This window comes from Chryseobacterium paludis (genome assembly GCF_025403485.1).
Lineage (GTDB): Bacteria > Bacteroidota > Bacteroidia > Flavobacteriales > Weeksellaceae > Chryseobacterium > Chryseobacterium paludis.
The window spans coordinates 3,881,550-3,908,200 of the sequence record NZ_CP099966.1 but is presented as its reverse complement, the minus strand read 5'-3'; the positions used below and the strand labels follow the sequence as shown (position 1 = coordinate 3,908,200).

At 34.3% G+C, this 26,651-nt stretch carries 26 protein-coding genes and 3 tRNA genes; 20 read left to right on the top strand and 9 right to left on the bottom strand.

From position 1 onward, the window contains the following. The first annotated feature begins 74 nt into the window (after positions 1–74). The 5 genes from rmuC (at position 75) to NG806_RS17690 (ending at position 4,544) form a co-directional block, all read left to right on the top strand. Entirely contained in the window at positions 75–1,577 is a 1,503-nt protein-coding gene (gene rmuC / locus NG806_RS17710) for a DNA recombination protein RmuC (RefSeq protein ID WP_390882521.1), read from the top strand. Between the two features lie 7 nt (positions 1,578–1,584). Next, the gene (locus NG806_RS17705; protein ID WP_261510944.1) at positions 1,585–1,995 is read left to right on the top strand and encodes a hypothetical protein; all 411 of its coding nucleotides are present in this window, start codon (positions 1,585–1,587) and stop codon (positions 1,993–1,995) included. A gap of 22 nt (positions 1,996–2,017) precedes the next feature. After that, positions 2,018–2,875 (top strand): LytTR family DNA-binding domain-containing protein, encoded by an 858-nt coding sequence (locus NG806_RS17700; RefSeq protein WP_261510943.1) that lies wholly within the window; start codon positions 2,018–2,020, stop codon positions 2,873–2,875. A gap of 89 nt (positions 2,876–2,964) precedes the next feature. Then, complete coding sequence (locus NG806_RS17695; protein ID WP_261510942.1) at positions 2,965–3,756, top strand: CPBP family intramembrane glutamic endopeptidase; 792 nt, start codon at positions 2,965–2,967, stop codon at positions 3,754–3,756. Between the two features lie 20 nt (positions 3,757–3,776). Then, a complete protein-coding gene (locus NG806_RS17690; protein ID WP_214831107.1) occupies positions 3,777–4,544 on the top strand; it encodes a TrmH family RNA methyltransferase in 768 nt (255 codons plus the stop codon). 80 nt (positions 4,545–4,624) lie between these two features. Here the strand turns inward: NG806_RS17690 and NG806_RS17685 are convergent, their stop codons facing one another. Further along, the gene (locus NG806_RS17685; protein ID WP_261510941.1) at positions 4,625–4,966 is read right to left on the bottom strand and encodes a hypothetical protein; all 342 of its coding nucleotides are present in this window, start codon (positions 4,964–4,966) and stop codon (positions 4,625–4,627) included. 184 nt (positions 4,967–5,150) lie between these two features. On the opposite strand from NG806_RS17685, the gene NG806_RS17680 reads away from it, so the two are divergent. Together NG806_RS17680 and NG806_RS17675 are read left to right on the top strand one after the other, a co-directional pair. Then, positions 5,151–6,332, top strand: coding sequence for a hypothetical protein (locus tag NG806_RS17680; RefSeq protein WP_261510940.1), 1,182 nt, complete (start codon positions 5,151–5,153; stop codon positions 6,330–6,332). After that, positions 6,316–6,900: a hypothetical protein gene (locus NG806_RS17675; RefSeq protein ID WP_214831104.1), complete on the top strand. Its 585-nt coding sequence runs from the start codon at positions 6,316–6,318 to the stop codon at positions 6,898–6,900. Before NG806_RS17680 ends, NG806_RS17675 begins: the two co-directional genes overlap by 17 nt. Here NG806_RS17675 and NG806_RS17670 read toward each other — a convergent pair. Continuing rightward, positions 6,849–7,424, bottom strand: coding sequence for a 5-formyltetrahydrofolate cyclo-ligase (locus NG806_RS17670; protein WP_261510939.1), 576 nt, complete (start codon positions 7,422–7,424; stop codon positions 6,849–6,851). The two genes, NG806_RS17675 and NG806_RS17670, sit on opposite strands and share 52 nt — an antisense overlap. Positions 7,425–7,504: 80 nt before the next feature. Then, the gene (gene trhO / locus NG806_RS17665) at positions 7,505–8,875 is read right to left on the bottom strand and encodes an oxygen-dependent tRNA uridine(34) hydroxylase TrhO (protein WP_214831102.1); all 1,371 of its coding nucleotides are present in this window, start codon (positions 8,873–8,875) and stop codon (positions 7,505–7,507) included. Between the two features lie 401 nt (positions 8,876–9,276). Here trhO and NG806_RS17660 point away from each other — a divergent pair, with 401 nt between their 5' ends. Beyond that, on the top strand, positions 9,277–10,812 hold the full coding sequence (locus NG806_RS17660; RefSeq protein ID WP_214831101.1) for a trypsin-like peptidase domain-containing protein: 1,536 nt from the start codon (positions 9,277–9,279) through the stop codon (positions 10,810–10,812). A 53-nt stretch (positions 10,813–10,865) separates the two neighbouring features. On the opposite strand, the gene NG806_RS17655 is transcribed toward NG806_RS17660, so the two are convergent. Genes NG806_RS17655 through NG806_RS17645 form a run of 3 tightly spaced genes read right to left on the bottom strand, consistent with a single transcriptional unit; the run spans position 10,866 to position 14,356 of the window. Continuing rightward, positions 10,866–11,321 carry a hypothetical protein gene (locus tag NG806_RS17655; RefSeq protein WP_214831100.1) on the bottom strand — a complete coding sequence of 152 codons (456 nt, stop codon included), beginning with the start codon at positions 11,319–11,321 and terminating at the stop codon, positions 10,866–10,868. Continuing rightward, the gene (locus tag NG806_RS17650) at positions 11,321–11,701 is read right to left on the bottom strand and encodes a RidA family protein (RefSeq protein WP_214831099.1); all 381 of its coding nucleotides are present in this window, start codon (positions 11,699–11,701) and stop codon (positions 11,321–11,323) included. Before NG806_RS17650 ends, NG806_RS17655 begins: the two co-directional genes overlap by 1 nt. A gap of 54 nt (positions 11,702–11,755) precedes the next feature. Beyond that, positions 11,756–14,356: a putative LPS assembly protein LptD gene (locus NG806_RS17645; protein ID WP_214831098.1), complete on the bottom strand. Its 2,601-nt coding sequence runs from the start codon at positions 14,354–14,356 to the stop codon at positions 11,756–11,758. 54 nt (positions 14,357–14,410) lie between these two features. Here NG806_RS17645 and NG806_RS17640 point away from each other — a divergent pair, with 54 nt between their 5' ends. The 6 genes from NG806_RS17640 (at position 14,411) to NG806_RS17615 (ending at position 16,712) form a co-directional block, all read left to right on the top strand. Further along, positions 14,411–15,703, top strand: a complete 1,293-nt coding sequence (locus NG806_RS17640) for an N-acetylmuramoyl-L-alanine amidase family protein (protein WP_261510938.1) — start codon at positions 14,411–14,413, stop codon at positions 15,701–15,703. A gap of 58 nt (positions 15,704–15,761) precedes the next feature. After that, positions 15,762–15,836, top strand: a tRNA-Glu gene (locus tag NG806_RS17635). Positions 15,837–15,847: 11 nt separating this feature from the next. After that, a complete protein-coding gene (locus NG806_RS17630) occupies positions 15,848–16,168 on the top strand; it encodes a hypothetical protein (protein ID WP_214831096.1) in 321 nt (106 codons plus the stop codon). Positions 16,169–16,235: 67 nt separating this feature from the next. Continuing rightward, a complete protein-coding gene (rpsT, locus tag NG806_RS17625) occupies positions 16,236–16,490 on the top strand; it encodes a 30S ribosomal protein S20 (protein ID WP_214831095.1) in 255 nt (84 codons plus the stop codon). 10 nt (positions 16,491–16,500) lie between these two features. Further along, positions 16,501–16,572: transfer RNA gene (locus NG806_RS17620), tRNA-Glu, on the top strand. Positions 16,573–16,640: 68 nt separating this feature from the next. Next, a tRNA-Glu gene (locus NG806_RS17615) sits at positions 16,641–16,712 on the top strand. 185 nt (positions 16,713–16,897) lie between these two features. On the opposite strand, the gene NG806_RS17610 is transcribed toward NG806_RS17615, so the two are convergent. Continuing rightward, positions 16,898–18,106 (bottom strand): alpha/beta hydrolase-fold protein, encoded by a 1,209-nt coding sequence (locus NG806_RS17610; protein ID WP_261510937.1) that lies wholly within the window; start codon positions 18,104–18,106, stop codon positions 16,898–16,900. A 178-nt stretch (positions 18,107–18,284) separates the two neighbouring features. Here NG806_RS17610 and NG806_RS17605 point away from each other — a divergent pair, with 178 nt between their 5' ends. The 6 genes from NG806_RS17605 to NG806_RS17585 all read left to right on the top strand — a co-directional run bounded on the left by NG806_RS17605 (position 18,285) and on the right by NG806_RS17585 (position 22,940). Continuing rightward, positions 18,285–18,887, top strand: coding sequence for a Crp/Fnr family transcriptional regulator (locus NG806_RS17605; RefSeq protein ID WP_214830881.1), 603 nt, complete (start codon positions 18,285–18,287; stop codon positions 18,885–18,887). Positions 18,888–18,948: 61 nt separating this feature from the next. Continuing rightward, positions 18,949–19,794 carry an acyl-CoA thioester hydrolase/BAAT C-terminal domain-containing protein gene (locus NG806_RS17600; protein WP_261510936.1) on the top strand — a complete coding sequence of 282 codons (846 nt, stop codon included), beginning with the start codon at positions 18,949–18,951 and terminating at the stop codon, positions 19,792–19,794. Positions 19,795–19,916: 122 nt separating this feature from the next. After that, entirely contained in the window at positions 19,917–20,576 is a 660-nt protein-coding gene (locus NG806_RS17595; protein ID WP_214830878.1) for a FadR/GntR family transcriptional regulator, read from the top strand. A gap of 59 nt (positions 20,577–20,635) precedes the next feature. Beyond that, positions 20,636–21,259: an MFS transporter gene (locus tag NG806_RS23000; RefSeq protein WP_315941736.1), complete on the top strand. Its 624-nt coding sequence runs from the start codon at positions 20,636–20,638 to the stop codon at positions 21,257–21,259. Between the two features lie 92 nt (positions 21,260–21,351). Further along, positions 21,352–21,846: an MFS transporter gene (locus NG806_RS22995; RefSeq protein WP_315941735.1), complete on the top strand. Its 495-nt coding sequence runs from the start codon at positions 21,352–21,354 to the stop codon at positions 21,844–21,846. Between the two features lie 305 nt (positions 21,847–22,151). Continuing rightward, complete coding sequence (locus NG806_RS17585; RefSeq protein ID WP_261510935.1) at positions 22,152–22,940, top strand: T9SS type A sorting domain-containing protein; 789 nt, start codon at positions 22,152–22,154, stop codon at positions 22,938–22,940. Between the two features lie 206 nt (positions 22,941–23,146). Here the strand turns inward: NG806_RS17585 and NG806_RS17580 are convergent, their stop codons facing one another. Both NG806_RS17580 and NG806_RS17575 read right to left on the bottom strand, forming a co-directional pair. Then, positions 23,147–25,420, bottom strand: coding sequence for a T9SS type A sorting domain-containing protein (locus NG806_RS17580; protein ID WP_261510934.1), 2,274 nt, complete (start codon positions 25,418–25,420; stop codon positions 23,147–23,149). Between the two features lie 26 nt (positions 25,421–25,446). Continuing rightward, a complete protein-coding gene (locus NG806_RS17575; protein WP_261510933.1) occupies positions 25,447–26,640 on the bottom strand; it encodes a cell surface protein in 1,194 nt (397 codons plus the stop codon). Between the last annotated feature and the right edge of the window lie 11 nt (positions 26,641–26,651).

Genomic DNA, 26,651 nt, shown 5'->3' with positions numbered 1-26,651 from the left:
AAAAACTGACAAACCTTAACCCGAAAAAAATCTTAACAAGTTTTACACCCAGCTTTTTTTCCTAATTTTGGGGAATGGAGATGACATATTTAATCGTTGGTTTTATTGTTGGCGGAATATTAGGCGCTATTGTTTTATACTATATCCTGAAATCATCAATGGTTTCAAGAACCTCTTATGATGAAATTAAAAATTTATCTATTAAGAATAGTTCAGATTTAGAAAATTCTAGTCTAAAAATCCAGGAACTTAATCAAAATATTAATATCGAAAAAGATCTTAACCAGCAGCAACTCGATCTATTAAATGATCTAAAAAATGAGTACGCTAAAATTTCTGCAGAACACTCCTCTTTACATACTCAGTTCCAGGAACAGAAACAGATCACTGCAAAACAAACTTCTCAACTTGAAAGTTTAATAACAGAAAAACAACATATTTTTGCCCGTAATTCAGAACTATCTGCAATTAATGATAGTTTAAAGAAATCCCTTGAAACTCAAAAGGAAGAAATGATAAAAATCCAGGAAGATTCAAAAATCCAATTTGAAAATTTAGCCAATAAAATCCTGGAGGAAAAATCCGAAAAATTTACCATACTGAATCAAAGTAATCTCAAAACAATTCTGGAACCATTTCAGGAAAAAATTGCAGATCTAAAAAACAGGGTCAATGAAGCTTATGAAAAAGAAAATAAAGAACGTTTTTCTTTAGCTGAAAAAGTAAGAGAGCTTGCCGTACTTAACCAGCAGATCTCTGAAGATGCAAAGAAGCTGACAAGAGCATTAAAAGGCGAAAGCAAAACACAGGGTAACTGGGGTGAAATGATCCTTGAAAGTATCCTTGAAAAGTCGGGGTTGGTAAAAGGAAGGGAATATTTTCTTGAACATGAACTTCGGGATGAAGATAACAAGGCATTATTTTCAGAATTTTCAGGAAAGAAAATGCGTCCTGATGCCGTGGTAAAATACCCTGATGAAAGAAATGTGATCATAGATTCAAAAGTTTCTTTAACAGCATTTACGGAGCTGGTAGATGAAACTGATCCTGATATCCATGCTATAAAACTTAACCAGCATTTAGGTTCTGTAAAAAACCATATTAATCAATTGAGCCAGAAAGCATATGATGATTATGGAAAATCTTTAGATTTTGTGATGATGTTTATCCCAAGTGAACCAGCCTATATTGCAGCAATGCAAGCTGATCAGAATCTTTGGAATTTTGCTTATGACAAAAGGATTCTTCTTTTAAATCCAAGCAATTTGATCACTTCCCTAAAACTGATCGCCGACTTGTGGAAACGTGAGTATCAAAATAAAAATTCCATGGAGATTGCAGATAGAGGAGCTAAATTGTATGATAAATTTGTAGGGTTCGTTGAGAACCTTGAAAAAGTAGGTAAGAATTTGGATCAGGCAAAGAATGTTTTCAATGATGCCTATAAGCAACTTTCAACAGGAAATGACAATCTGATCAACCAAACTCAAAAACTGAAATCACTAGGAATAAAGAATAAAAAGGAACTTCCTCAAAGTCTTATTGAAAACGGTGAAGCTACGCCGAATCTAGAATAATAATCCAATGAAAAGATCACAAATCGTTGTTATCGTAAGTCTTGCAATATTTATAATTTCCCTGACACAAACAGCTGTATATACAAAAGGGAATGAGATGCACGCATTTGCATGCTTCCTTTTAGGCTGGATGGATCTGTTTGGAGAAGGAGTTGCATGGCTTGCCAATCCTCTGTTTTTTATCGCATTATTCTTTTTGTTGTTGAAACAGGTGAAAATCTCAACCGTTTTTAGTTTTCTGGCGATCTGCATGTCTTTATACTATCTGTCTGCAGAATCAATAACCGTTGATGAAGCAGGACATAAATCTCCTATAGTCTCTTATGGTTTGGGATACTACCTTTGGATAGCAAGTGGTCTTTCTTTGTTTATTGGAAACCTCATTCTTTTAAGGTCTCCTTTGAAAGTGCAAGCTTAAAATAGAATTTCAATTTTGTAAGATGATTCAAATATTTTCTTTTACATCGTACCCTTATCCAAAATCTGAATCTCAAAAAGAAGTGCTAGTTTCTTCACTATCTGCAGGAATTCTGATTTACCTCTTCTTAATTATTTTTCAACCATTTGATACGGATCAATTCCATCATGAACATAAATATCTTTTACTCTTCCCTTATTCTATTATTTTTGGAATCTTTTTCTACATCATTAATCTTTTGGTTCTAAAGATCAATAATTGGAATGTGGGTAATGAATTAATAAAAATATCCAGCATTTTATTATTAGCATCTATTCCATCATATTTTTATAATTCACTAATAATTAGCCATGTACAACTCGACTTCGTTAATTACCTCTACATGCTTATGTATACTTTTGCCATCGGAATACCCATTTCTATTATTTATGTTTTATCAAGATATATTTATCTAAAAAAAGACCACGAAAATACTGCAATGAGGATTTCTGCTCAGTTACAAGAAACACCTATTATAGATGACGACTTAAGTAAAAAAACTTTAGAAATCAGTACAGGCACCTCTAAACTAGAGATCTTGGAAGACGATTTTATCTATGCCCAATCTTTGGAAAATTATTGTGCTGTTTATTATAATGAAAATCATACTGTAAAAAAAGTTTTGCTGAGGATAAGCTCATCAAAGCTGTTGAATCAGGTAGAAACACACACCATTAAGAGATGTCATAGATCATACATTATCAATCTAAATAAAGTAAAAAACATTAAAGGAAATGCTCAGGGATACAAATTAAGTATAGAAAAAATAGACCTTGCAATTCCTGTTTCCAGAAGCTATGCCCCGTATGTAATTTCTTTACTGCAAAGTCTGAACGTATAATCTTTGTTATTCGTCACATTATTCTGCTTTTGGTCACATAGATTTGACAATCTCTTTATTAAGAAACACTTTTGCTCAAATTTTTTAACATGAGTAAAACTGTTTATTTTTATATTGTATTTGTTCTTGGGTTTCTTTCTTACTATTTTTTTGATCTTTTCTGCTTCAAACCCATTCAAAATTACAGCAAAGAGATCTTTGCCAGTAAAGCCTTTGCCCACATTATTGCCTATTCAATATCTTTGATTCCATTAATTATAACATTAAAAATCTTATTTCCACAAAAGAAGTTAGTGAATTTACTTTCTTTGAATAGATCCCCATTCATAGGATTTGCTTTAGCATTTACAGGCACTTTACCAATGTTGATCGGTTATTTTTTATTCTTCCAGTTAATTGAAAAAATCGATATTGAATCCTTATTTATCAATACAGTATCGTCATCTTTTTTTGAAGAGTTAATCTTCAGAGCTTTTTTAATCGGAATTTTATACAAATACAGCAGGTTGGGGTTCATTGGTTCTATACTATTAGGTTCATTTCTTTTTGCACAGGTTCATTTATACCAAAGCAAAGATACTGTTGAGATTATTGAAATATTTACAATTACCTTCTTAGGATCTGTCCTTTTTTCATGGATCTATATGGAGTGGAACCTTAACTTATGGGCAGCAATTTTTGTTCATTTGTTCATGAATTTATATTGGGAGATATTCAATGTTTCAGAAAATGTATCCGGCAACTTATATGGTAATCTCTTTAAATTCACATCAATACTTCTAATCATATTCATTACCATCTACTATAAGAAGAAAAAGAAAATTCCATTTGAAATCACAATGAAAAGTCTTTTCTTAAAAAGTAAGGAAACTGAACAATAAATTTTGCATAATTTTGCAGAATGCTAATAGAGAGTTTTCAGAACGATAAAATCAAGAATATTACCAAGCTTCTTACAGATAACAGATTCAGAAAGAAATCTAAAGTTTTTGTAGTGGAAGGACAGCAGGAAAATGAAAGGGCACAAAAGTTTGATTTTGAACCTATAGAATTTTTTATTTGTGAGAGTATCTTCAAAGGAGAAACACCTACTGGTAAAGTATATTATGTAAGTGAGAAAGTTTATGAAAAGATTGCATATCGCGGAAGTTCTGAAGGTATTATTGGAATTTATAAGATCAAAGAATCTGAACTTTCTTCTTTTAATCCTAAAGAAAATGCGACTATAATTATTGTTGAAGGTATTGAAAAGCCGGGAAATCTGGGAGCTATTTTAAGAAGCTGTGAAGCTTTTGGAATTGATGCATTAATTATAACTGACGCTAAAGCTGATTTTTACAACCCAAATGTAATTCGTTCCAGTGTTGGATGTCTTTTCGGAATGGAAGTCTTTCAAGCTGAAAATGAAGAGACCCTGGATTTTCTGAAAAGGAATCAGTTCAGTATCTATACAACGATTATGGATGAGAGTGCTGAAGACCTATATAAAAGGGATCTGACCCAAAAATCTGCCATTCTATTTGGAACAGAGCATTCAGGTTTAAGCGATTTTTGGATCGGTAAAGGTAAGAATACACTTATTCCTATGGTAGGAAGTATCGACTCTTTAAATCTGAGTAATGCCGTAGCGATTACCTGTTATGAATCTCTAAAACAGAAAAGACATTAAGAAAGCTAATAAAATATAAAGCATAAAAAAACCGCTTCGCCAGGCGAAACGGTTCTTTTATTTTAGTTAAGTTACTAAAATTATTTTTTAGTAGCGTCTTTAACTTCTTTAGCAGCTTCTTTAGTTGCATCTTTAGCAGCATCAGCAGCTCCTTTAGCAGCATCAGCAGCACCAGCAGCAGCTCCTTTAGCAGCGTCAGCAGCAGCAGTAGTAGTTGCAGCAGCAGCACCTTTAGCAGCATCTACAGTAGCAGTAGCAGCAGAATCAACAACTTGAGCAGCAGAATCAGCTACAACAGCAGCAGAATCAGTAGCAGCAACAGCAGCAGAATCAGCAGCACCTTCAGTAGAAGTAGCTTCAGTTTTTTTACAAGCAACTAGAGAGATTGCAGCGATAGCAGCTACGAATAATGACTTTTTCATAATAAATTAAATTTAATTTTGTTAATATTGTTTTATAAAATTTTTCTTTCGTTCTATTAATTGAACAAGACAAAGGTATAGCAGATAGAAAATTTGTCTATGAAAAATAATTGTAATAACTTTGTAAAACAGTTTTACAAATAAATATTACTGAAAACCAATAACTTAATCACTTTATATACACTTGACAGATTTAGATCTATTACACTTTGAGCAGCTGAAAAAGGATGTACAGGCTCAATATCTAGAAGAATACACTCCTTCCTTTGATGATATTTCTAAGTGGAAGGGTATTGATATTATCTATTTCCAGGAAGATCTTCGCAAAAAGGCTAAGGGAAACATCAGCGAAAAATCATTTTACACCTATTTTAAAAATGCTCCTGTTACCAAATTACCGAGGATTGACATGCTCAATTTACTGAGTATTTATGCAGGTTACGACTCTTGGTATGAATTTAAGAAACAGCATCTTTTTGCAGGAGAATTATTGCAGGATGAGAAAGATCTTAGTGAAGAAGAAATGCTGGAGTTAGAGGAAACCGTCAATCAACTTCCACAAGTCATAAAATCTGAAGGACAATCACAAAAAAATGTGATAAAAGGGTCAGAAAACTCTGATTTACAAAAATCAATTACTGAAAATCAACCAATTAACCAAAATCAAAACTTTAACACTTCGGGAGAAATTAAAGATTCTGAGCCAAGTAAAAAATTCGTAAAAAAGAATGCATGGGCAATGATTACCTCAGTTTTAATTATCATTACGGGTGTCTTAGGTTTTAAGGATGAAATTTTTTCTAAAGAATATAAATATTGTTTTACGGATGCAGACAGAGGAGTTGCAGTAATTAATACTTTAGAAATAAAAGTTTTTAAAGAAAATGAATCTCCTATTCTATTCAAGATAAATCCTGGAGAATGCTTTAGATATTCAACTAAGGATAAAGTTCTTAAAATGCAGATTAGTGCACCTTTTTATGAGCCTCTTACTGTAAACCGAAGTTTAGAAAATGCCCCTAAAGAAGAAATGATCGAGATGAAGCCTGACGACTATAAAATGGCCGCATATTATTTCTCAATAAAAGATGTAAAAGGAGGTAATCCAGAGGAGCAATTCGCTCTTATTAAACAAAAGAGAAAACAATTAGAGAACCTGATCAGCAATAGCGCCGTAATTTATCAGGTCTATGACAATGACACTTATGGTATAGAAACTTTAGATAAGCAGAAATACATTACCCTCGTAACAACGCCTACCACATCACTTAAGAATCTAAGAGTGATTGAAATGAAAAAAGATGACAAAGGCAAAATAATATCTATTAAATTTAAAATTGCAAATACAGATGAAAAGAATAAATAATTTTTTAATTGCCCTATTGTTATTAGCTGCTTTTGTTTCCTGTAACAACAAGAAAAAGGAAGTGAGTGATTTGGATAAACTCAGAAACAGCACCAATACAAAAAGTTATCCTGCAGTTCAAATGGACAGTATGCAGGCCATTAACTCTATCACTAAGCAAAAAGTACAGGAGCTTTTAGACCTATCTACGCTATATTTATCCGGAAAAAGGAATACAGAAATTGACACTGTGATCTTTTCGCAAATGGAAAGTTACTTTCACAAGCCTGACAGTCTGACATTTAGAAAACTGTTTAAAGAATTAGACAGTCTAAAAGTAAAAACAGTGAAAGTAAATAACCTCCAGGTTCATAAAGACTATTATAAAAAAGACACTCTGGACTACGCAAAATTCAATGTTGAATATTTTGACGATAAGAATAGATCATTGGGAACATTTGAGAAAAATGCGCAGTATACACTTATTTCCAAACCTATTAAGTTTAAGAAAGAGTTTAAATTTTACTTTTTAAATTTTTACTCACCTCCAGCAAGGAAAGACAGTACCTCAGTGGGACTCACTAAATAATCTAAGGCGATATCATATTCCCAGATATCATCAATAATCTCATCGGGGCTGAAGTAATTCACTCCGATTTTTTTTGAATCTGAAGAAAGGTTTTCAAAAAAACCATCATAAAATCCTTTACCATATCCTACTCTATTCCCTTTATGGTCACAATATAACAAGGGAGTTATTACATAATTAAAACTTTGCTCTCCAGAATCCTGATTGGAAATAGGTTCTGATATTCCCCATGCACTCATTACAAATTCAGTGTCTGAAAAAATTTCTACTGAAATAAGCTCTTGTTCCACAACTTTCGGAACAAAAACACGAATACCATGGCTTAAAAAGTATTGAACAAAAATCCGGGTATTAATCTCCAAAAACCTTTCGATAGGAAGAAAAACATGAACCTTTTGTCCTGCTGAAGGTTTAAAATAAGTAACGAAATTTTTGAAAATCCTTTCAGATAAGAAGAAAACCTCATCATGAGACAAGGTTTTTCTTTTTTGCATATATTTTTTTCTAAGCTCTGCTTTCAGCATGATCAGATTATTTTTATTAAAATACTTTTTACAAGACAAGCTTGTTGCTTCGTAAGAAGAGTTAGATGCTTCTACCTATTTTATGCGTTGTCAGAAGTTTGCAAAATTCTATACAACTTATCAGATAAACGGACTCTAAAAGGAAGTTCAAAAGTGATTTGATCTCCTTTTTTTGCCGTTTCACAAGGGCCTCCATTTACAAAAATCTCAGTAATTGTAAGCTCTTGATCGCCAGTTGTTGGACCAGAAATCAATACTTTATCACCTACTGAAAGTTCTTTGTTTTCAATTAAAAACTGTGCAATTTTTGATTTCGTATAATAATGTTCTGCCTTTCCAAGCAATACCTTTTTGACAGTTATTTTTTTTCGGATATCTTTTGTTACAGCTTTTGCTAAAGGCTTAGTTGCTAAATCGCCTGAATTTTTAAATTTCAAAGCTTCAGATTTACCTTTTCTGAAAACTTTATTTCCAACCTGCAATCCCTTTCTTAACTTCACCTGTTCTTCTAAAGGTAAATGTATGGTTTCCAAACATTCCGTAGAACAGCAATTTTCCATCGTTGCTTTGCATTCATCACATTGAATAAACAATAAATGGCAGGCATCATTAGAACAATTCGTATGGTTATCACATGGCTTACCACACTGATGGCATTGTGAAATAATATCATCTGTAATTCGCTCTCCCAATCGATGATCAAACACAAAGTTTTTACCAATAAATTTACTTTCTATACCTTCTTCTTTTATCTGACGTGTATATTCAATAATTCCGCCTTCCAATTGGAAAACATTCTTAAAACCCTGGTGTTTAAAGTAAGCACTGGCTTTTTCGCAACGAATTCCCCCTGTACAATACATTAAAAGGTTTTTATCTTCTTTAAAATCTTGTAATTGTTCGTTGATAATTGGTAAACTTTCTCTGAAATTTTCTACATCAGGAGTAATAGCACCTTCAAAATGCCCTACTTCACTTTCGTAGTGATTTCTAAAATCAACTACAATTGTATTTGGATCTTCAAGTAAATTATTAAATTCCTTTGCTTTTAAATGAATCCCTTTATTGGTAACATCAAAAGAATCATCACTCAAACCGTCAGCGACAATTTTATGTCTAACTTTAATGGTCAATTTTAAAAAAGAATGATCGTCCTGCTCAACTGCTACATTTAAACGAATACCTTTCATAAATTCGTAAACTTCCAACGTATCGCGAAAAGCCTCAAATTGATCAGCAGGGATACTCATCTGAGCATTTATTCCTTCATGTGCAACATAAATACGGCCAAGAGCATCTAGTGCATTCCAGGCTATAAATAATTCGTCACGAAATTTTTTGGGATCTTCAATTTTGGCATACGCATAGAAAGACAATGTAAGACGTTCCTTACCAGCTTCATCAATAAGTTGAGCTCTTTCTTCTGCGCTTAAAGTGTTATACAGTTGCATGCTATAAACGGTTTAAGTAAGAAAAATATTTTTGCAAATATAATAATTTTTCAATTGAGTATATTGATCAGTCAAAATCACAATCTCGATGACATCGGAAAAATGATCTGCTGGATTCTTATTATTAATTACAGATATTTATTGATTTGAGACATTTTTATATTAATAATTAAACTTAACTTCATGACAATACTGCCATCTATATGTCATAATGTCTTTAATAATTTTTTAAGGTTCGTTAATTGGGATTTTAAGAATTATAGTATAATACATAAATTATTGCAATTGCTGTTAAATTTTAGTTAAAACTGAAACACATCATGATAATTGCATACCTATTTAGCATTAAATTTGTTTACCTTAAAACCTAAATTAATTAATAAAATAAAAGAAGATATACAATGAAGAGCACTTTAAAAAAACTATTACCATTTGCCGTAGTAGGAGTTATCTCAGGAGCTACTACCGTTGGCACAATACAATATTTTGGCCACGGAGCCAATAACGGCGACCAGTCTTATTTTACTTCTGCAGCCAATACTTCGTTCGTAGGAATGAATACCGGTACTACAGGGGATGATTTCGTAAAAGCAGCAAAGACAACAGTCCCGGCAGTAGTTACTATTAAAAATTACCAGAGCAGAACATCAAGCAGAGCTTCTGAACAGGATTTGTTTGACTTTTTCTTCGGAGATCCTTTTGGAGGAAGAGGTGGCGGACAGCAAAGACAGAAGCAACAGCAGCAAGCTCCTGATAATATGCCTTCAGGAATGGGTTCGGGGGTTATCATCTCACCAGACGGTTATATTATTTCTAATAACCACGTAGTAGCGGGTGCTAACAAACTGGAAGTTGTACTTAGCAATAAAAAGGCTTACATCGCTACACTAGTAGGTACTGACCCTAATACAGATATTTCCCTGTTAAAAATTGAAGAGAAAGGATTGCCATATCTGAATTTTGCCAATTCTGATAATATCGAAGTAGGACAATGGGTTCTTGCTGTTGGAAATCCACTTGGGTTGAACTCAACGGTTACAGCAGGTATTGTTTCAGCAAAAGGCAGAGGAATTGGTATTCTGGGATCTCAGGGGAAAGCAAGTAATCCTATTGAAAGCTTTATTCAAACCGATGCTGCTATTAATCCAGGAAACTCAGGAGGGGCATTGGTAAATGCAAATGGAGATCTTATCGGTATCAACTCTGCTATTCAGTCTACAACAGGATACTATCAAGGCTATGGATTTGCAATACCAGCTAACTTAGCAAGAAAAATTGTTGAAGACATTAAGAAGTTTGGAATTGTACAGAGAGGATTCTTAGGAGTTGCTTCTTTAGATCTTTCAGATGACCAACAGGTTGCCATGTATAATAAGCAGAAGAAAGCCAACATTAAAGTAGGCTCTGGTGTATATGTTACAGAGGTTACTGACAAGAGTGGTGCTGAAAATGCAGGAATTAAGAATGGTGATATTATCACAAAAATTGATGAAACAGCAATTACTGATTTTGCAGATCTTTCAATGGCTGTAGGAAGCAAGCGTCCTGGTGATAAAGTTCAGGTAACCTATACAAGAAACGGCAAAGAAAACGTGACAACTGTTACTTTAAAAGATCAGAATGGAGGAACTTCTGCCAGAACAAAGGCTGACCTAAGTGTTACAGAAAAAATCGGTGCTGAGTTCACTCCATTGAGTGATTCATTTAAAACCAGCTACGGATTAAATAGTGGTGTAATCGCTAAAAATGTGTCTGAAGGAAGTGAAATGGCTAAAATAGGTATTGTAGACAATTACATCATTATAGAAATAAATGGTAAGCCTGTCAATTCACAAGAAGATGTTGAAAAGGCTCTGAATAAATACCAAGGAAATGTCCAGGTGAAATTTGTAGACGAATATGGAAGAATGTATACCAAAGGTTTCAAAATGCCTTAACGGATATTACCTAAAAAATTCAATAAAAAAACGCTGCATCTGCAGCGTTTTTTTTATTTCGTTTTATTCATTTTATCAGCGATTCTTTTTTTCCTATTCCTTTCATAAATTATTTCTACAATTTTACCTCCGATCCATGAAAAAGGAAAAAAGGTTAGAAATATTGATATTTTATAGAATGTAGGATGATAAGGAAATACAATTACATCCAGCATGGCAATAAACAACATTATAAAGCCTATTAGAATAGCGTAAGCAACTTTCGCATACTTCACAATAATTGCTGTAGCCACTCCGCCTATTGTTGTTCCCAAGCCTGAAATAAATAATAAGAATCCAAAAAAAGCATCATCGTTTCTCATGCTGTAAAGGAATCTTTGCCAATGTTCAAAGGGAGCAAAAGCATCAAAAGTAATCCACTGCGGAAAAACTCTTATACCTAGAGTAATAATAAGGCCGGCTATAGTAAGCCCCACCAACACCGCAAATGTATTTCTTATAAAGCTCATTAATCCTGATGTGCAATCATCGAAATTTCAATATCAACATTCTTAGGCAGACAAGAAACCTGTACAGTTTCACGAGCCGGATAGCTTTCAGCATCCAGATATGATGCATAAATATCATTCATCACTGCAAAATCATCCATACTCTTAAGGAATATTGATGCCTTTACAACGTTTTTAAAAGTCATTCCAGCTTCCGTAAGGATAGCCTCAAGGTTTTTCATCACCTGATGTGTTTCTTTTTCAATTCCTTCTACCAATTTACCAGATGCCGGATCTACAGGAATCTGACCTGATATATATAAAACTCCGTTTGCAAAGTTTGCTTGCGAGTAAGGTCCGATTGCTGCAGGAGCATTAACTGTGTTTATTATTTTTTTCATTAGAATTTATTTTGGGTGCAAATATAAAATTTATTCTCAAAAGTCAATCTCATATTAGAAAGGTGCATTCGGTTGTGTAAAACTTCTGTCCTTATATTTAAGGGCGTCACTTAAAATATTAGCTTTTATCCCAATGAAAAAGTCATATACTTTGTACTGTCCAAAAGGTACCCAATTAAAATTGATTGTAAAACTTCGCTGATCTCTGGAGAAACCTATTCTCGTATATGCCAATTGTTTAGTGATCATATCATAGTGGGTACTCCCATTTATATTCCAGAATGGAGTAAGCTTAAGACTTCCATCCAATCCTACAGAAGCAATTTTATTACCAAAGCGGGATAAACTTCTGGAATACGCATAATTTGCATTAACATTTAAAGTCCATGCCTGATCAAAATGAGCGTAATGATCATCATCAAAATAATAATTTTCATTTCTTATTTCTCCTTTAGACTGATATTTCTTCGCGTAATCTGTTTTTTCTCCAAAGATCTCACTGCTTAAAGGATAGGATACCTGAATATTAAAGCCCTGTACACTAAAGCTTCCAAACTGTTCAGTTCTGATCCCTGTATCTGATCCCGGAGCAAAAAGAATTTTATATGGATCCAGTGACAAACTCGTATTCACGCTCAATTTATTTTCAAAAAACGAAGATTGTCCGTTAATTGTAAAGATAGACCATGGATGATCTTTAGCTGCAAAATTATAGCTTCCAGAAAGGTTTAGGGATTCAAATATCTTTATTTTTTTTACCCCTGTAGAGTCTTTCTTAGACTTCACCTTCATTTCGATATTATTCCCAATATTGAAACCTAAAGATCCCTGCATTCCGCTGGTAGGTGAACCGACAATTCCTTTATCAAAAATCGAATAAGGAGTTAAAGCTCCGTTTGCATCATAATAATTCTTATAATATCCAAAGCCTGCCGATCCAAAATCCGGTGAATAAGTAAATCCAATACTTGGAGTCATCATATGTCGTATTGCTTCAATTGCAGCGCCTTTTTTGAAATTAAGCATTCCATACAATGTGGTCTGTAAACTGGCAGTGGTTGAAAATGTGGAATATCCCGCAATTTTTTTATTGATTTGATCAACTACTTTATTGCTGTTATTACTCAAAGGATCATAATATCTTGTGAGTGTTTTTGTAGTTAATGCATTGTCTATTGTAGCTCCTAAACTGAATGTAAAATATTTGGCTACCGTTGTATTGGTTCCTAATGTTATATTATTTTTAAGACCTGTCTGAAGTTTATCCCACATCGCCTTTGTAAATAGCTCCCCTTCGTTGGTTGTCACAAAGTTTGTTAAATTCAAACCTGTATTTACGGTAATATTTTCTAAGAGACCTTGTCTTACACCTGTTTTTGATTTGAATAAATAAAACTGATTAATCGCTACGTTCATCTGGGGTAAGCGTAAATCCGCTAAACCTGTAGCAAAATTCTGGGAATATGATGCTGTTCCGGTAATAGTTGCCGGTAGCTTTAGAAACCTTTTAGTAAGCGATACCGTTGAATTTTGTTGAGTATTCAATACATTCTGATTGAATATATAATTATTGTTAATGGTATTATTATAAAATTTGTTGCTTACAATATCCACTGAGGCTGAGAATGTAAGAAATGGATTTGCCTTTGTGTCCTGTGTATGTCTCCATGCAATTCTATAGGTACTGCTTCTGGAATAATCATCCAATCCTTTAATTCCCCTTATGGTAGTTCCAATATCTGCCGCGAAATTTCCAGAATACCGGTATTTCTTGGTATAATTCATTTCAGGTCTTACATTCCAGCTTCCTTTTGTGTAGATATCTGCAAGTACCTTCATGTCAAAATGCTCACCTATCGGCTGATAGTATCCGATCCCGTTCAGGAAAAACCCTACATCCTGTCGTTCTCCAAAACTCGGTATTAAAATCCCTGCTGATCTTTTACTGGAAAAAGGTAAGATGGCAAAAGGCATAATAAGTGGAGTTGGCACCTGTTCTATATACATTTGTATAGGTCCCGTAATGATCTGTGATTTCTCTTTGGTTTTAATTAATTTAATATTAGAAGCCAATAAATGATAATCCGCTGCAGTATCTTTTTTCTTCAGGAAATATTCATCCGTAGTATATAGGGCATGCCTCATAGCAAAGACGGAATCATTATATTTTTTAGTTTTATTAGCAATAATTACCCCCTCACTTTCCTCAGTTCTTGCGTTATATGCAATAGCTTGCTTTGTTTTGTAGTTGTAATTGAACTGATCGGTCTCATATTTTTTCCCTGCCTGTGTTGTGATCACAGGTTCTATAAATTTCTTCCCCAAAGAATCCTGTTTACCTCGGGCATAAATTAGGTTCTTTTGTTCATCAATAGAGATATAATCTGCATCTATCTGCATATCCTGATATTTCACCTGGGCCTTTTGGTTCAGGTATATCATTTTTTTTGGGAAATCTCTACGGATATTATCCGCCTTTGTCATAAGAACATCATCTAATGACTCTTTCTTTGCAACAATGGTATCCTTTTTGGAAATAGTATCATTAATTACCGTATTTTTAGGCAATTTCTCAGGCGTTTTCTGTGCTAAAAAATTGTTAAAAATTAGGATAATTAAAATTTGTAATATATTTTTGAGGACGGTTTTGGCCAATTTTTCTTATATATAATTAAGGCTCAAAATTAGTATAATTTTTAAAACTGTAAGATGTACAAACAAAAATTTAAAATAATTTTATCATTTCTCCTCATACTATCGAGTAATTTCTTTTTTTCACAAAAAAAATTCACACTCGTTTTAGACGCTGGACATGGGGGAAGTGATTCTGGTGCGAAGAGAACTTATAGCGATATTGGACTTTTAGCAGAAAAAGATGTAACCCTTTCCGTTGTGTTAAAAGTAGGAAGGATGCTTGAAAAAAATAAAGACTTTAAAGTAATCTATACCCGTAAATTCGACGAATACCCTTCTCTTTCCGATAGAACCAATCTTGCCAACAGAAGCAAAGCTGATCTTTTTATTTCCGTCCATTGTAATTCTGCACAGAGATCTTCGGCGTATGGAACAGAAACCTATGTTCAGGGACCCGATCAAAATGACACCAATCTGGAAGTGGCAAAAAGAGAAAATGATGTGATTTTTCTGGATGAAAAAGATAGACAGACCTTTGGTTCTTATGATGCCGGTTCACCGGAATCTTTAATTGCACTAAAGCTTCAGCAGAGCAAATATCTTGAATCCAGTCTTCTATTTGGAGGTTTGGTAGAAGATAATTTTGTAAATAAAGATAAAAGGTTCTCAAGAGGTGTTTTCCAAAAAAACTTACACGTTCTTCGTATGAATGCAATGCCTTCCGTTCTTATTGAAACCGGATTTATCAATCATGCAGAAGAAAGTCATTATTTAGCATCTGACAAAGGACAGGATGAGATTGCAGAAAGTATCTATCAGGCTATTATCGATTATAAGAAAGCAATTGACAGAAAATCCGGTGGCTCTTCTGTTATGACTACTAAAAAGCCTGAGCCTGAAAAGCTTGTAGAGGTGGCTTTAAAAAATGACTTCAGAATCCTGCTGATGAGTTCACCTACCAAATATAACGATGGTGACCCTGCTTTAAAAGGGCTAAACTATATTCTTCCGATAAAAGACAACGGCCAATATAAATACTATTATGGGGTAACCAATATGGCATCTATAAAAGATATCAATCTTAAAACAGCCAGAGATGCTGGATTTAAAAATGCATTTGCCGTAGGATTTATGCCTAACCAAAAAATAAGCACCGGATATTACACCATCGAGTTGTATGTTGGTGACAAATTGAATGGCAATTCGTTTATTCTCCAAACCCTAAAAGATGTAGAAAGGAATAAAGAAAACGGAACTTTCTACTATACTTATGGAAAAGTATACACTTTGGAGGATGCTGTAAAACTTCAGAAAGACCTTGAATCAAAGGGAATTAAGAATACTATCATACAAAAGGTTTACAGATAGAACAAAAAATAATTTTGAAGTTAAGAAGTAAATTATTACTTTTGCAACCTCAAAATTTGGCCTATTCGTCTAGTGGTTAGGACTCAAGATTTTCATTCTTGCAACAGGGGTTCGATTCCCCTATAGGCTACCAAATTTGATATCATGCCGGATTTAAAAATTCAAGAAGCGACATTGCTTTTTAAGAAAATCCACTCTAACCCAAAAAGTTACGACTTGAAAGTTAATGAAGATGGGATAATAGGCAGAGATGAGAAAATAAGTTTCAGGCTTTACAGGTATGGAGAAAGGGTAGCCTTTGAAGTAACCATAGATGGACTAACCTTCACCAATACTACTGGAGAATGGAACAATGCAATGATAATGTTGGGAAATATTATCAAGAAAATAGATAAAGAACAAGAAAATTTTAAAATAGAACAAGCAATAGACAAACTGAGAAAATATCTATCTGAAGAAAATTGATTTTTTTTAAAAATAAATTTGGCAGATAAGAAAAAAGTTTTTACTTTTGCACTCACATTTGAACGATATGGCAAATCATAAATCAGCATTAAAGAGAATTAGACAAAACGAAGTTAGAAAAGTTCGTAACAGATACTACCACAAGACTGCAAGATCAGCGATGAAGGTATTGAGAAATGAAGAAGACAAAGCTTCTGCTGCAGAGCAATTGCCTAAAGTGATCTCTTTGTTGGATAAATTAGCTAAGAAAAATATTATCCACAAAAACAAAGCTGCTAACTTGAAAAGTAAATTAACTAAGCACGTTAATAAATTAGCGTAAACGGATAGTTGGCCCGTTCGTCTATCGGTTAGGACCTCAGATTTTCATTCTGGTAAGAGGGGTTCGACTCCCCTACGGGCTACAATAAGAGTTGTAAACTTATAAAAACAAAAACCTAACACACTAAGTCAAATTAGTGTAATCGTAGATGGCCCGTTCGTCTATCGGTTAGGACCTCAGATTTTCATTCTGGTAAGAGGGGTTCGACTCCCCTACGGGCTACGGAAGCTTAATAATCAGAGCTTATAAAAGCTGCAAACAGTGTTTGCAGCTTTTTGTTTTTTATCAACCAACCTGGTAAATGTTAATCCATTATAGTGAGTCCGGTCAAAATGGAACCAAAATTTTATAAATATACTTTTCTGGGAATGGCGAGCACTAAAATGGGAAACAGTGGTATCATCAATTCAATATTTCTCTTTAATTTTTATAATCATTTCTTTTCCATTTTCATTTTTGGGATTGAGCAAAACAGACCTCTTATAATGATCAAGAGCCCTTTTATTATCCCCTTTTAAAAAGTAAGCTTCTCCTAAACTATCATGAGCATTTGAAGAATTCGGATGGTCTTTAACATTTTGAGCAAATATTTCAATTGCCTGATCAATATGTCCGCCTTTTAATCTTTGATAGCCACTCTCATTCATAAAATCCTCACCAGGCTGTACGCTATATCCAAATTCTTTGGTCAATTTTTGAAAATGCATCTGTATATCCCGATAAGATCTGACCGAGGTGGTATCTTGTGGATTGATAAACCAATCTTTATAGATAAATCGTAATCCATCATACATACTTTTATATCCTACAGAAAAGTGATCCTCTTCCTTATAGGAATTGTATTGCCATTTAAATGATTTTGGTGCCAACCTTTTCAACTGACCCACGAGCGAGTCAACGGCCATCTTACCTCCAGGTTCCTCACCTAATGAAACCGGCATATATCCGGAAAGCTTTGGGTGCTCCTTAAGGAAACCGGAAAATCTTCCAAGAATTTCCATGTTACCGCCATAAATAGCAGGACTAATTACAATCTCCGACTGAAAAAGATCAGGTTCTTCTTCTTTGCAGTATACTGCGAATAACCCGCCCAGAGAATGCCCCGATAAAATGCGATAAGGTTCAGTTCTATAATTTTTATTAACATAGGGAATAAGTTCATCTTTTACAAATCTTAAAAAATATTTTCCACCACCACTACTTGCCAGGCTATTGTCTATCTTACCGTTAAAGATCAGAGAATGTATGGGCGTGAAGTCCTTTATGCGGTCGTTATTCACAACTCCTACTACAATTAACTGAGGAATTCGATATCTGTCAGATAAAAATCTTTCAAGTTCCGTCACATAAGCAAAGTTCTGATCAGGGTCTAATAAATATAAGACAGGATATTTTTCATTAGATCCTTCGTAGTTGGATGGTGTGTAGATCCACAACGTCCTTTGCTCATTTAAGATCTTTGAAGTTATCACTACCTTCTTTTGATTTCTTTTAGGAAGCTCATCATTCTGAGCCCCTGCATATGATGACAAATTAATGAAAAGCCCTATGAGGATAAATTTGACTAATAAAGTCCTATATAATAACCATTGTCTGTAGGTAGTGAAATCGATCATGCGATTAGTATTTCTGATAAATTTACTAAATTAGCTATAAACAACACAAATTCAATCAATTATCAATCAGAAAATTTAAAATCAGACCTTCTCAAAACTTTCTGTTAATTTCATTTAATAAATTTTATATTTATCTATTAAATTATTTTTCAAATAAAATCAAATAACCTGATAAATTATGGGACATGTTGATACAGAAGATAAAAATTCCGAACAAAAGGATCTATTATTTCTTCATTTTGAAAACTATATTAAGGTGAGCGATGAGCTGAGATCTGCTTTGTCTAAAAGCATACATTTTATTACTTTTAAAAAAGGAGATCTTGTACATGATGCCGATAAAGTATGTACTCAATCTTATTTTATTCAAAAAGGGCTCTTAAGAACTTATTTTCTAAAAGACGGAAAAGAAATCAGTGAGTATTTTCCTTCCGAAGGCGAATGGTGTAATTCTCCAAAGAGCTTATATAAAAGAGAAAAGGATATTTATTATATCGATGCTATTGAAGATACCCAAACTTTCTGCCTACACGTAAATGATCTTGTTTACCTGTTTGATCATTTCCCTGAAATGGAACGTTATGCAAGGCTTTCTATGGGAACAGTTGTCGGTCACCTGATGGAGCGTATAGCCTCACTCCGGTTTGCATCGGCAAAAGAAAAATACGATCATTTCATTCAGACTTACAAAGGCATCTATCACAGGATTCCCTTAGGAATGACCGCTTCTTATTTAGGAATAACCCAGGAAACATTAAGCAGAATAAGGGCTCAAAAATAACTTTTTGATATAGGTCAAAAGTTTATCAGTTATTAAATACCAATTTTGAAAAAAATATTACATGGAATTTAATAAAACAACCTGGGCATTTTTAATTTTATTGTTAAACTTCAGCCCGATTTCTATATTCTCACAGGATACTTTAAAAACAGCTAATGTAGAGGCAATTTTATATGTAGGAAATGATAAAAGCCAACCACTTATAGTTGGTCTTGGCGGATCAGAAGGAGGCAATGCATGGACAAAAGATTATTGGAAAAAAACACGACAAGAATTTATCGACAAAGGGTATGCTTTCTTGGCTATTGGATATTTTGGATGTAAAAATACACCATCCATATTAAACCAGATAGCCATTAACGATGTACATAATGCCATCATGGAGGCTTCTAAAAACAAAAAAATCAATAAAAACAAAATCGCAGTCATTGGAGGATCCAGAGGTGCGGATCTCGCATTACTATTAGGCAGCTATTATCAGGACATTTCTTGTGTCATTGGAATGTCATCCAGCAATGTTGTTTTTCCCGGCCATACCCAAGAGTTTACAACTTCCTGCTGGACGCTAAACGAGAAAGAGCTACCATTTGTTCCTGTAAATGAAGAAGCTGTTCCTTTTTTAATGAAGCATGATCTCAGGGGCACATTTGAAGCCATGCTAAAGGATACCATTGCAGAAGAAAAAGCCATTATAAAAGTAGAGAACATAAGAGGTTCGATTCTAATCTTATCCGGCACAAAAGATGAAATGATCCCTGCAGTACAAATGGGTAATAAAATGATTTCCAGACTTAAAAATAACAAATTCAGATATGCATATGAACATCAGATTTACGAAGGTTCTCATGCTGAACCCACGAAACATTTTGATAAAATATTCGCTTTTTTAGAAAAGAATTTTAAATAAAATCAAACCAGGCATTGACCCCACAACATTTATTATTCTTTTTACATTTATTTTTAGTTAAATAATTGCAGAAATATCTCAGATAATTTATACCTTTGCAGTCATCAGATGATAAGATGTATATGGCACAAATTCAAAGACGAACATTAGCTCAGGAAGTTGCAGAAAGGCTGACTGAAGGGATAATCAATAATGAATATGCTGTTGGTGAAAAACTTCCTATTGAGCCTGAGCTCATGAAAATTTATGGTGTTGGACGGTCAAGTATTCGGGAAGCCATAAAAATATTATCTATTAAGGGAGTATTAAATGTACAGCAGGGCGTTGGCACATTTGTAGTTTCCAAAAACATTCAGGAGTCTTTGGAAACCCAGATGGACAAAGCACAAATTGAAGATGTGTTTGAAGTAAGGTCTCTTCTGGAATCAAAAATTGCCGCAAGAGCAGCGATGTATCATACTGAAAAAGATTTAAAGACGATAAAATCCTATTTAGATCTCAGAGCCAAACTGGCTAAAGAAAATCAGGCTCTTGAATGTTATCAGGCGGATATTAATTTCCATGTAGCCATTGCAGAAGCTTGTGGCAATAGCCTTTTAAAAGAAATTTATAAAATAGCCAGTAAGCATGTGTTGAAAACGTATGAAAGCAGCCACAATAACAACACGGACTCTTTCATTGCTTCACAAAAAATACATACAGATCTTTATCTTTATATAGAAAAGAGAGACTCTGATCATGCTGCATTGACTGCACAGAAAATTGTTGAGAGACAATATTAAAATAATTAAACCCATAACAAAATTCATCAGATGACATGATGAATTAAAGATTTTATTTCATGGAAAATATAAAGACCCAAACAATTGACACTTCTAAAATTGTTTACCCCATTTTATTTATGATCAGTTTTTCTCATTTTTTGAATGACCTGATCCAATCTACTATTCCTTCATTATACCCCATTCTAAAAGGTGAATTTAAATTATCATTTGCTCAGATTGGTATTATTACTCTGGTATTTCAACTTACCGCATCTATTTTACAACCATTTGTAGGGATCTACACGGATAAGAAACCCAATCCAAGATCTCTTGCCATAGGAATGGCATTATCAATGGCTGGTTTATTACTTCTTGCAGCTGCACATCACTATTATGTCATCCTTATTGCTGTTGCATTTATCGGAATGGGATCTTCAGTATTTCATCCGGAAGCTTCACGGGTTGCCCAAATGGCTTCAGGAGGACAAAAGGGACTCGCACAGTCTATTTTTCAGGTGGGTGGTAATTCCGGAAGTGCCATAGGCCCATTATTAGTAGCCCTCATTGTACTTCCATTAGGACAAGGGTATGTCGGTTTATTTGCTATTGCTGCCTTTATTGGTATCATCCTTTTATGGAGAATTGGAAACTGGTATGCGGAAAGATTGTCCATTAAAAAACAGCTAAACATAAAGATTTAGTTGTTAACATAAATCTTTCCCGCAAAAAAGTAATGTTCTCGATCACGATCCTACTGGCTTTAGTATTTTCCAAATATATTTACTTAGCGTCCATGACGAATTATTTCACTTTCTTTCTGATTGATAAATTTCATATCTCCGTTAAAGACTCTCAGTTATATTTATTTATGTTTCTTGCTGCTGTTGCTGTAGGAACTATATTGGGTGGAAAATTGGGCGATAAATATGGCAGAAAGAAAATTATCTGGATTTCAATTTTGGGGGCTGCTCCATTTACTTTATGCCTTCCGTATCTTTCATTAGTATGGACCATAGTATTTGCTGTTCTAATAGGTTTGATCATTGCTTCAGCATTTTCTGCCATCTTAGTATATGCAACAGATCTTATGCCCGATAAAATTGGTCTGGTAGCCGGTTTATTTTTTGGTTTCATGTTTGGAATGGGCGGAATCGGATCCGCTGTTTTAGGTGCAGTGGCAGATGATACCAGTATTGCATATGTATTTAAAATTTGTGCCTTCTTACCACTTATGGGAGTAATAACAGCTTTTTTACCTAACATTAAAGGATCAAAAAAAAGTAATTAATATCATATTATTTATAAAGCATATTAAAACTCTTTACGACGTCGTAAAGAGTTTTGTTTTTCTATGAAACTAAAGACCTTTTCGCTTATTTTGATATTAGGATTAATTTATCAATCCATCCTATTAATTATAAAATTCATAACCTAATTTTTACACCATTTAAATAATAATTTCACGGTTATATCTAGTTTCCTGCTATTTAAAAAAATAAATTGAATACTAAATCACATAAAAATGAAATAAATGCAACAACATAATCTTTTTATATGTAACTTTATAGAAACTAAAAATTTAAATTTTTAACCATGAAAACAAATCTATTAGCAGGCCAAAGTATGACGAAAAAAGTAGTCTTGGCGTCTTTACTGTTCCTTATGGGCACTATGTCTTTTGCACAAATCGTTAAAACGTATCCAAGCAGCCAAACAAATCGGGCTTACGGTATTTGTGTCGCTTGTTTTGTACAAAATCCAGAAAATGCAGTAGGAAGTAATGAAAATGATTATTCTACTCTACTCGTTCCTGTGGGATTATTAGGAAGAACAGAACAGACCCTGATCTTCTCTGCCACGAATATAGCTGCAGATACCAATAAGCTTGTCATTGGTATTGGTACAGATCAATCCATTCTAACTGCCCAGTTAATAGGTGGAGTATCAGTAGAAACATTTCTTGGAGATGTTTCTAATAACGATTATATGAACATCCATGATGATGTTCTTAAGCTTGGCGGTACAGACGCAAGCAGAGGAGCTCTTGAGCTTACCATGAACAAGCCTTATGATCGTGTTAAGATAAGCCTTAACTCTGGTTTGCTTAACCTTAATGGTGGTTTCCGTATTTATTATGCATACCAATACAAGGATCCACATATCAGCTTAATGGCTAACATCCAGGATGGACAGATTACCCTTGATGGAAAAATTCCTTTCGAAGGATCTGAAGTTACATTAGTTAATTCATCAGGAAAAGAAGTTCACCGTTCTACACTGCAATCTAAAACATTTGAATCCAGACAACCGGAAGGGTTCTATATCTTAACACTTAAGACGAAAGAAGGAAAATTATATTCCCGTAAAATTATGATTAAGTAAAAGACATACACTTTAAAAAATCAACACCGGCAAGCTAAAGCTTGCCGGTGTTATTTATTTTACACCCAATCGAATTCCATTAAAATCAGTACGCTAAATAAATTGCAAATAAGCCTGACAACGTATTAAAAGGAATCTTCCTGAAAATAAAAACCTCTACCAATAGCGGTAGAGGTTAATATCAAATTAAAAAATCATTACAGAAATTAATTCTTAATAAATTTCTGTTGATATACAGCTTTATCAGTAACCACTTTTAGAATATACATTCCTTTAGTAAGTGTGCTTACATTGATCTGTCCATTATTGAACGGAGCATTGATCACTTTTCCTGAAATATCAAAAATAGTAGTGTTCATCACTTTATCCTGTGTTTTAATATTAAGGATGTCTGTAGCCGGATTAGGATAAATTCCTAATTCAAGTTTTTTAACTTCAGCGGTTCCTAATGTTGAAGTACTTGCATTTACTGTAAGGGATTTCTCAACTACTTTTCCATTAGAGTTAAAGCTTAATACAACGGTAGCCGTTCCCGTGCTGTGAGGTGTTAAAACCAGCTCATCATTTGTATTGATTACAGCAGTAACAATACCCTGATTGCTATTAGATTTTATGGATTTTACAATAGCCATCGATAAATTATCCGTATCTGAAACTACTGTTTTTAAATCGATTGTTGTAGTACTGTTCACTGTGGTCTGAGATGGGAATGTACTTTTCACAACCGGAGCATTATTATCCGGGAATACAGCCACTGAAGGGAACCAATAATAATCATTTAATGTTTTAGTATTTGTAAGAGCTCCTGTATTACTGAATGTATGTATCCAGTTTTTCTGATAATGCGCTCCAAAACCACTTTCTGTCGTATTTAGAATGAGCTCATCGGTTACTGGGTTAACACGCAATGCAGCACCATAAGGAATTTGCTTATACGTTCCGGCCTGTCCTGGAATTGCAGCAAAGTTTTCATTAAATGCTTTAGAGGTAACATCAAACTTCACAATCTTCGCTCCTGAAGAAAAAGCATTGATAGAATTGATCCAGTATAAAGCATTTTGCTGGGTACTGTATGTAAGTCTTCCTGCATACCACGCTCCCCAGTCACCGAAATACTTAGTCGTAGGAATTGCATATTCTAATGTCGCAAAAGTAGTAGGATTAATGCTCACTAATTTCTGTTCCTGAATACCCCATACACTTCCATCTTTCGCCTGCACAATTGAATAGAATGCACCAGCTATAGTCTGAACAACGGCATTGGTATTAGGATTAATAACCAGGATACCCCCATTTTGTGTTACAGCAAATACATATTGTGAAGTACGGATCATATTTCCGATCTGCCCTTTTCCACCAGTTCCGGGAACCAGGCTTCCAACCTGTAAATTATCAATATTAAATAAGAAAATCCCTGTAGTCGTTCCTATGTATCCTTTATGCTCATTAACTCCAAGGAATGATCTTCCATCACCGCCACCAATTGTGTTAAATCCAGCTATTTTCTGCATTGTGGTCGCATTCGCAATGACAAGTCTACCGCCCGGTGTATATTGAGTATCTCCTCCATCAGCAGCCTGTTTAGAAATAAAATAAAATTTATCCCCGTAAATGGTACCATATTGAGTAGTCGCTCCAAAAGACTGATTGTTATTTGCATTGCTGTACACTCGGTAGTTAATCTGTCCGTTATTATTAATAAAGTTTACAGAACCATTGGTATGCCCAAACCAATCTTCATTCACCATAAAATAACCATCTGTAAATGTTGTTGGTGAAGAATAAGCTGACACCGGAGTCAGAGTTGTTGAAATAGGCTGATCAACCATTCCCGGATAAAAATTCCAGAGATCCCAAGAACCATCTTCTAAAACACGGTTGCTGGCACCCAAACTTGAATATCCAAAGGCTGCATCTGCAGGATTTTTCACCCAGTAAGACCAATATCCGGTAGTCCATCCAGACTTCCAATGATCATTCGCTCCATCTATTGATGTATAGTCATCAAAATCATATGCCGTTGTATTAACAATCCCATTTAACGGATATAATGGATACGTAAGGTTTCCGCTCTTGTAAAGTCCAATAGTCCCTTGTCCATTCAGATCAAATCCAAGTCCTCCTATTGCACTTCCAAAAGTTGTTCCCTGGTATAGTAAAGAATAAAAACGATGATCTGTCTGAGCAATTGCTTTCAACATATCTTCTCCTGTAGCATTTCCATCCCATTTAAATCCCCAAACTAAAGCATCAGGATTCTTACCGTCGTTCCATTGTACTACAAAAGCAGCCTTTTTAGAACCTGTCCCTACCCAATACTGAATATCAGAAAAATCAGTGACGGTAGTGGTCGTTTTAAGCTCATTCTTTTGCTTTGAATTCTGCTTGATATCATTTCGGGGTACCCCTTGAACCGTTACCTGTGCATTGGTAAAAAATGCAAAAAATAACAGTAATGTTAAAAGATAGATCTTTTTCATTTTTAAATAAATTTATTGTTGAATTTTTATTTTATATACAAATCATAAGCACCGGCTACTTCAGTAGAAACCTCTCCCAGCCAACCAGCTTCCTGGTTAACAGCAGTATGTACTTTTACAAAATCAATCCCCGGAAGTTTTACATATTTTCCATTTTTGTCGACCGCCCAAGAAATATCTATATTGGAGGCTTCATCATTATTCGGAGCATTATCGGCATATCCGAAATCGTAAGACTTCCCTACCCAATAGGATCCGTTTCCGCTCTGATCGTAATAGTTATTCTGTATTTTTGTTCCTGAGAAACCATAAGAAGCATCGGAAATCCATAATGGATAAAAACTGTGATCATGAAATCCATTTTTTGTCTTAAAACCAGTATTTCCAAGATTATCCTGCCATTTAACGTATTCTATATCAGCCTGCCAGGGTTCATTTCCAGGAACAGGAGGCTTATTTTCATTAGGTTTGAAATAAGTAATACTGTAGTTTTTAACGGTTGTATTTTTAAAATATTCGCTTCCCGCAATTTCATACCATTCATTATCATCCGGTTTCCCATTTTTATTTCTGTCATAAGCGACCATAATAATTCCAGGCTCACAAGATCCTGAGCGAGGTTCATTAGCATTATTCCCCCAGAAAGCATTTCCAAGGATTTTGAAATCCCGACCATTCATATTTGGTATGGTATGATCAAAGCCTAAAACTACATATCCTCCAAAACCACCTAAACTAATCATCGAGGTATTAGAACCCACCAAAGATCCTTTGGCTTTTTGAAGCATACTGCTGGAAGTATCTCCAACCATATATTCAGGAATTTCGTTGGTAAATTGTCCTACAGCAGGACGGAAATCCAATACATTGGAAACATATTTACTGTAAGAACCGGGTTCCTTATTGACGATAATTGTTGATTGATACGTTTTTACCTTTCCGTTCTGATCTATTTTTAAAGTAAGAGGGTATGTTTTAATATAGGGACTGATAAAGTCCAGCTCTGAGCCCTCAGAAATAATAGAGTCTTTAATGCTCCATGTCATTTTTCCTGAAACATTCGCGGCAATATTCAGAACATTGAAACGGTTGATCGTATAAGATTCTTCTAAACCATTAAATGGTGAATCTTCATCTCTGTCACTTTTACATGCGGTCATTCCTACCAATAGAAATACCGCCAGTACAGTTTTTAAAATTTTAAAAATATTTCTGTCCATATCTTAGATTC